The organism is Cyanobium sp. Cruz-8D1, assembly GCF_024345975.1.
GTDB lineage: Bacteria > Cyanobacteriota > Cyanobacteriia > PCC-6307 > Cyanobiaceae > Cyanobium.
Genome location: NZ_JAGQCD010000035.1, coordinates 22700 through 29342 on the forward strand (window position 1 = coordinate 22700; position 6643 = coordinate 29342).

General features: G+C 65.9%; 6 protein-coding genes. 3 read left to right on the top strand and 3 right to left on the bottom strand.

Features of this window, described 5'->3' with window-relative positions:
• Positions 1–155 precede the first annotated feature (155 nt).
• Positions 156–2501, top strand: coding sequence for an ATP-dependent RecD-like DNA helicase (locus KBZ33_RS16660; protein WP_254954504.1), 2346 nt, complete (start codon positions 156–158; stop codon positions 2499–2501).
• A 54-nt stretch (positions 2502–2555) separates the two neighbouring features.
• A complete protein-coding gene (locus tag KBZ33_RS16665) occupies positions 2556–2918 on the top strand; it encodes an AbrB family transcriptional regulator (protein WP_254954505.1) in 363 nt (120 codons plus the stop codon).
• Positions 2919–2949: 31 nt separating this feature from the next.
• Here the strand turns inward: KBZ33_RS16665 and KBZ33_RS16670 are convergent, their stop codons facing one another.
• The 3 genes from KBZ33_RS16670 to KBZ33_RS16680 form a co-directional block, all read right to left on the bottom strand.
• Complete coding sequence (locus KBZ33_RS16670; RefSeq protein WP_254954506.1) at positions 2950–3330, bottom strand: type II toxin-antitoxin system PemK/MazF family toxin; 381 nt, start codon at positions 3328–3330, stop codon at positions 2950–2952.
• A gap of 8 nt (positions 3331–3338) precedes the next feature.
• Positions 3339–3569, bottom strand: a complete 231-nt coding sequence (locus KBZ33_RS16675; protein ID WP_254954507.1) for a hypothetical protein — start codon at positions 3567–3569, stop codon at positions 3339–3341.
• 68 nt (positions 3570–3637) lie between these two features.
• On the bottom strand, positions 3638–5851 hold the full coding sequence (locus tag KBZ33_RS16680) for an ATP-binding protein (protein ID WP_255011853.1): 2214 nt from the start codon (positions 5849–5851) through the stop codon (positions 3638–3640).
• A gap of 128 nt (positions 5852–5979) precedes the next feature.
• Between KBZ33_RS16680 and KBZ33_RS16685 the strand changes: the two genes are divergently transcribed.
• A complete protein-coding gene (locus KBZ33_RS16685) occupies positions 5980–6537 on the top strand; it encodes a hypothetical protein (RefSeq protein ID WP_254954509.1) in 558 nt (185 codons plus the stop codon).
• Positions 6538–6643: the final 106 nt, after the last annotated feature.

Genomic DNA, 6643 nt, shown 5'->3' on the forward strand with positions numbered 1-6643 from the left:
ATTTCCTGTAAGTGCGTTGTCAACCTCAACTCAGCGCTGCATTGATGTGGGCTTGCAAAATCCTCTTCTGCGTATGACCTGCAACGCCTTGGGGTTGGACGCCTGAGGTGGCATGGCAGGCAGGGACCATGCCACCTCAGGCGCCCCGTGGAGGCATGAACAAGCCGGTCGCTGGCCAGTCCTCCGGGATGCCGGACACCACAGCCCAGCCCACTGAAGTGCTGGCCGGCTCGATTGAGCGTGTCACCTTCCACAGCGCCGAGAGCGGTTTCTGCGTGCTGCGCATCAAGGCCCGTGGCCATCGTGAGCTAGTCACGGTGGTAGGGCACGCCGCCGAGATCAGCGCCGGCGAATGGGTAACCGTGAGTGGCGTCTGGGTGAACAGCCGGGAGCACGGCCAGCAGTTCAAGGCGTCCTTCCTCAAGGCCTCAGCGCCCACCACCGCTGAGGGCATCGAGAAGTACCTGGGCTCCGGGATGATCCGCGGCATCGGCCCGATCTACGCCAGCAAGCTGGTGGGCGTCTTCGGGGCGGAGGTGTTCGAGGTGATCGAGCAGGAGCCAGAGCGCCTGCGGGAGGTGCCGGGTATCGGCAAGGTGCGCGCCAGCCGTATCGCCCAGGCCTGGGCAGATCAGAAGGTGGTGCGCGAAATCATGGTGTTCCTCCATAGCCATGGCGTCGGCACCGCCCGTGCCGTGCGGATCTTCAAGACGTACGGCAATGACGCCGTGCAGGTGATGGCAGAGAACCCCTATCGCCTGGCGCGCGACATCCGCGGCATCGGCTTCCGCACCGCCGATGCCATCGCCGCCCGGCTGGGCATCGAACCGGCCGCGATGATCCGCCTGCGAGCTGGCATCAACTACGCCCTGCTTGAGGCCAGCGGGGAAGGGCACTGCGGCCTGCCAACCGCGGAGCTGCTCAAGCTGGCCGGCGAGCTACTCGCGGTGGAGCAGCCCGCGGGGAAGCAAGGCGACAGCAACGGCGCCAGCGTGCGGGTGCCCCTCGAACCCGCCCTGATTCAGACGGCCCTGGACCTGGAGCTCAGTGAGTGCTCCGTCGTGGCCGACAGCCTGGCCGGCGAGCCGGCGACCTTCCTGGCCCACCTGCACCGCGACGAGCGGCGCATCGCCGAATCGCTGCAGGAGCTGGCGCAAGGAGCACCAACCTGGGGCGCCATCGACGCGAACACGGCGATCACCTGGGTGGAGCAGCGCCTGGGCCTGGAGCTGGCCGCCAGCCAGAAAGCAGCGGTGGAGCAGGCCCTGGCCAGCAAGGTGCTGGTGATCACAGGTGGGCCGGGGGTGGGTAAGACCACCTTGATCAACGCCATCCTGCAGATCCTGGCCGCCAAGAAGTTGCGCATCCAGCTGTGTGCACCCACGGGCCGGGCCGCCAAACGCATGGCCGAGGCCACCGGTCTGGAGGCCAAAACGATCCACCGGCTGCTGGAGTTCGACCCAGCCAGCTACGGCTTTCGGCGTGGCACCGAGCTGCCGCTGGAGTGCGACCTGCTGGTGGTGGATGAAACCTCGATGGTGGATGTACCGCTCATGGCCTCGCTGCTAGCGGCCATCCCGCTAGAGGCAGGCCTGTTGCTGGTGGGTGATGTGGACCAGCTGCCCTCGGTGGGTCCCGGCCAGGTGCTCGCGGATCTGATCAACAGCAGCGCCCTGGCGGTGGCCCGGCTCACGGAAGTATTCCGTCAAGCGGCTAGCAGCCGCATCATCACCACCGCCCACGCCATTAACGCCGGCACCATCCCCGATCTGCGCTCCCCACCCGAGGGCGAGAGCAGCGACTTCTACTTCCTGCCGGCCGAGACGCCCGAGCAGGCGGTAGCCCTGATCCTCAAGGTGGTGGGCGAGCGCATCCCGGCCCGCTTTGGCCTCGATCCAATTGCCCAGGTGCAGGTGCTCTGCCCGATGGCCCGGGGCGGCTGCGGCTCCCGCTCACTCAACATCGAGCTGCAGAAATTGCTGAATCCCGATCCGACGGAGCAGGTGGAGCGCTTTGGCTGGCGTTTCGCACCGGGCGACAAGGTGATGCAGATCGCCAACGACTACGAGAAGGAGGTGTTCAACGGTGATGTCGGCACCATCGATGCCATCGACGCGGACAACAGCGAGCTGAGTGTGCTGTTCCCCACCAGCGAGGCCGGTGGCAATGCCGCTGCGGCAGGAACCCGGGTCGTGGTTTATGGCTGGGGGGAGCTCGATCACCTGGTGCCGGCCTACGCCTGCACGATCCACAAGAGCCAGGGCAGTGAGTACCCCGCCGTAGTGATTCCGCTGCTGACGCAGCACTACGCGATGCTGCAGCGCAACCTTGTGTACACCGGCCTCACCCGCGGCAAGCGGCTGGTGGTGCTGGTGGGCCAGAAGAAGGCCCTGGCGATGGCCGTTAAAAACCATTTGGGCCGCAGGCGCTACACCAAGCTTGTGGAATGGCTGACACCGGGGCAGCTACCCACGGACATGGATCGCAACTACGGCAGTTGACAATGCCGGCAGGCCTGGCAATAAGAGGCTGTCGATCCACCCAACTCCCGCATCATGTTTACCGGCCCCGAACTGCTCGCCAAGGTCAAGGAACTAGGCGATGTCTCCAAGTCCGAGCTCGTGCGTGAGTGCGGCTATGTGAGCACCAAGAAAGATGGCACGGAGCGGCTTAACTTCACAGCCTTCTATGAAGCTCTGCTCGGTGCCAAGGGTGTGAGCCTCGGTGCCGATAGCGCCGGCCGAGGCAAGGGTGGCCGCAAGCTGAGCTACGTCGCAACTGTTCAGGGCAACGGCAACCTGCTGGTGGGCAAGGCCTACACCGCCATGCTCGACCTCAAGCCAGGCGATGAGTTCGAGATCAAGCTGGGCAAAAAGCAGATCAAGCTGATTCCCCTGGGTAGCTCAGAAGAGGAGTGAGCTGCTCCTCGGTTGAGCTGCTTGCGGCTCTTCAAGAGAAGCCACCGATCACCAACACAACCAGCTGGCGGAGTTGCTGCAGCTCGGTGGGAGTCACGCAGCAAGCGGTGGCATCTGTGATGCGAGTCTTCGCCACACAGGTCAGGTTCTGTGGCAGCAGATAGCTCACCTTCCTGCAGCCATTGGTGCTGTTGGGTTGCAGCACGACAGTCAGATCGGCCATCGCCAGCGAGGGGTCGCCAGTCATCGGCACCACCAGCACTGTTGGATAGGCAGGGTCAAACAGCTCGCAGTCCTGCACGACGACAGCTGGCCGCAGCTTGTTGGGCTCAGGAGGCTGAGGGTTCAGCCCAGGGTCGTTTGGATCTTTGCGCCAATCAACGGTGATGATCTGCCCAGCCCTCAAGTCCACGCCTGTCTTCAGCGGTCGAGGGGTTCAGGCGTGGCCCAGTCGGCAATGAAGGCACGGGCATCCGGATCGGTGGCGATGTGCTCTGCCACGGCTTTGCTCTGGGAACGGATTCGTGCCCGCAGCGCATCCATAGCGCTGAGCGAGCTGCTCACCTGCACAATGCGTCGTCCCCCGCGCTGCCTGCGGCGCACGGAGAAGGGAGCCTCGGGCTGTTCAGTGGCGTAATCGGCAGGGGTCATGGCGGCAGCGCCCCGCGCTGACTTCATGGAGCAACTAGCCAACGTTAAACGCCATCCCTTGTAACGGCTCAACGTCGCTGAGCCAACGCCAGCATCTCCAGCGCCTGACCCTGCTGCTCCTGCCGCAGCGCTTCCGGTGCCTCGATGCGTAGGGCGCTGCCATGGGAGAAGAGCCAGCGGCGCAGGGCGACGCCGCGGGCCAGGATCCAGGGCGGCAGATCGATCTCCACCGGATGGGGATGGCTGTCCCCGCTGGGGTTGGGCGTCAGCACCTGGGCCAGCTCCGGATGCACCCAGGCGGCTGTCGTGCCGTGGCCCGCAGCCGTGGGCTTCGCTTGCTTAGCCGGCCGTTCCAGCCGGATCTGGTCGAGGGAGAAGGGAAGCTGTCCCTGGCGAATGGCGGCGTAGGCCTCGCTCTTGCAGGACAGGCGCAGGGTCTGCAGCTGGCGGCGGCGCTGCTCGCTGCTGGGTTGGCAGAGACCCTCCTGGGCTGTGAGGTCATCACCCAGCTCGATGCCACCGCAGTGATGAAGCAGCCGCTGCAGCCTGGCTAGTGCGGTGCTGTGGTCGGATTCGTTGCGGCGACCCCGCGGTTCGGCCTGCAGGAACACCAGCTGCTCCAGCCGTTCGCTCTGCAGCAACCCATGGGGCCGGCCGATGGCGTCGTCCTCCCAGGCCAGGTGCCAGAGCCCCGCTGAGAAGACCAGCTGCAGGGGCCAGGCGCGGATCTCCTCGCCGCGGTTGTCGCCGCCGCCAAAGGTGCTCTGGCGCAGCAGGCGTACGCGCCGGTGCTCGAGGATCGCGGTCTCGATCCGCTCAGCTTCCCTTGGTTCAGCCAGGCTGCCCCGCTGCTGGCTTTCCGCACCGGGATGGGCGCCATCGAGATAGGTGCGCAACGGTGGCGTGGCTGTCACCTCGATGCCACCCCAGCTGAGACGTTGCTCCAGCTCATCGAGCAGATCCTGCGCAGTCGGATCCCCCAGCCGCTGGGCTGCGTGTTGCACCACCCCATGGATTTCCACCAGCCGCGGCGCTGAGAGCAGGGCGGTGCCAAGGCAGTAGCCATGGCGTGGGTTGTCGTGATGCAGCCGAAAGCCGTAGGGGGTGAGGGTCTTCTCAATGTCCTTACGCAGCGTCGCCAGCTCACCGGAGCCATGACCGCCGGGGATCTCGGCAAGTCGCTCCAGCAGGTGCCGCTGCATCGCCAGTGCCCCCGGACCTTCCGCCGGCCGGTCAAAGGGCGTCTGCAGCAGATGGCGCAGCAACGTCATCACCCGCACAAACACCGCCGCATCAGCCATCGGCGGCTGGCCGCCATGGACACCGCCACTGCGGGGGGCCTGCTCCTCAGAGGTGCCAGCCAGCAGGGGCAGGGGCTGAATACCCGTTGTCACCGGGGTGGCGGAGAAGAAGCCCTGGCTCTCCAGCCAGCTCAGATCGCGGCGTACAGCCTCGGCGTCGCCGTAGCAGACGCCATGGAGCTTGCGCAGCAGGGCGGCCGCCCGCTGGGGCAGCTCACCGCTGGGCAGCGGTGAAACGAGCGTTTCTAAGGCCTCGCGGCTGCCCTGATCAGTTGTCGCCAGATCGGGATGCGCCGCGAGTAGCTGCAGCAGGTAGAGCAGCCGCTCTAGATCAAGCAGGCGCGAGTGGCCGTGGAGCAGCAGCTGGTGCTGGCGATTGCAGGCCGCACTGATGCGGCGGGTAAGACGGGAGAGTTCGCTACGTAAATAAGTAGTGAGGTCGCGCTGCTGGGTGGGCTGCACCGCCACCACCGAGGCAAAGCCTTCCGCCCGACCCGGACCAAAGGCCTCATCCGCCAAGGCAGCGGCCATGCGGCGAATCACCGGGACGGGAACGGGGCGCTCCCGTTTCTCGTTCCAGCGCAAGCAGGTGCTCACCGGCGTGAAGTGCCACCAGCCGATCCACTCCACTGGCCTGGGTAAGGCCAGCTGCTGGGTGATCGCCAGCCGCCAGGGCCGCTGGGCATGGGTGGCATCCACGATCACCGGCATGCCGGCTGCCACCGCACCGATCAACCGCTCATGCAGCCGCTGCTGGATCGACGGCCAGGGCCCCTGAACGGCCGAATCGCCGAACACCTCAGCGCGGATCGCATCGGTCGAGAGCACCACTGCCGGCTGCCCCTCAGGCCCTGCAAGCAAAGGGGCGAGCGCCGTGGCAGTGGTGCTCTTGCCACTGGCCGGCGGGCCGATTAGTAGGTGACAGCGCAGGGGCTCCATTGCTGCAGGTTGCTGGCCCTTACGGCCCGCGGCAATAGCCACCAACCAACTGGAGCAGCCAGCTCAGTGCTGGCAGGGGGTTTCAGCGGGCTGGGTTCTTCGCGGGAAGGAGGGTGGACGGGAGCTGGAAAAGGGCAAGGCTGATTGCCCCGTTCTGCTGCCGCGCTGCCGTGCCAATCCAGCGTTCTGCTGCCGTTGTGCCGCCTGCGCGGCGGCGGCGCAAGTCCTACAGACCACCCGAGATGCTGCTCAACCTGCACGTGCTGGATCTGATGGAAGTCAGCGGCAGTCAGATGCGCGCCGCCCGCTCCCTATCGATGCACCAGACCACGGTGAGCCGCAGCTACTGGGAGCTGGCTGAGCAGTTCCGCCTCCAACCTGCGCGTGGCCCCCGCCAGGTGTGCCGCTGGGGGGGAAGCAGCAGCCTGCGCTTCTTGCGTCTGGCCAGTAGGGCCCATCGCCTAGAAGACGGCCGCTTGCGGCTGGGCACAGATGCTCTGCACCAGTCGCTGCTTGCTGGGCTGCCCGGGGTGTTGCAGGTGCCGCCCTGCTTCCATCCCGCCGGCGACTGGGCAACGCTGGTGGCCCAAGGGGTGATCGATGGAGCGCTGGTCTCCTCCCTTTGCCACAACCAGGAACTGGCAAGCGGGGAACTGCCGCACTGGCCTGGAGTGCAGGTGCTGCCGCTGGGAACCTTGCCGCTGCAGCTAGGAGGCTGTTGCGCATAGATCACTGCCGACCTTCTCCACAGACGCCCATGAATCTGCCCAGATCCTTGTGACTGCAATGGATCTGGGCGAGAGAATGGGGCATGCAGAAGCCCAAGACCTTCCG

Bases quoted from the DNA above. Each gene is read 5' to 3' on its own strand.
- KBZ33_RS16675 (WP_254954507.1), bottom strand. From the start codon at position 3,569: ATGACCCCTGCCGATTACGCCACTGAACAGCCCGAGGCTCCCTTCTCC.
- KBZ33_RS16665 (WP_254954505.1), top strand. From the start codon at position 2,556: ATGTTTACCGGCCCCGAACTGCTCGCCAAGGTCAAGGAACTAGGCGAT.
- KBZ33_RS16660 (WP_254954504.1), top strand. From the start codon at position 156: ATGAACAAGCCGGTCGCTGGCCAGTCCTCCGGGATGCCGGACACCACA.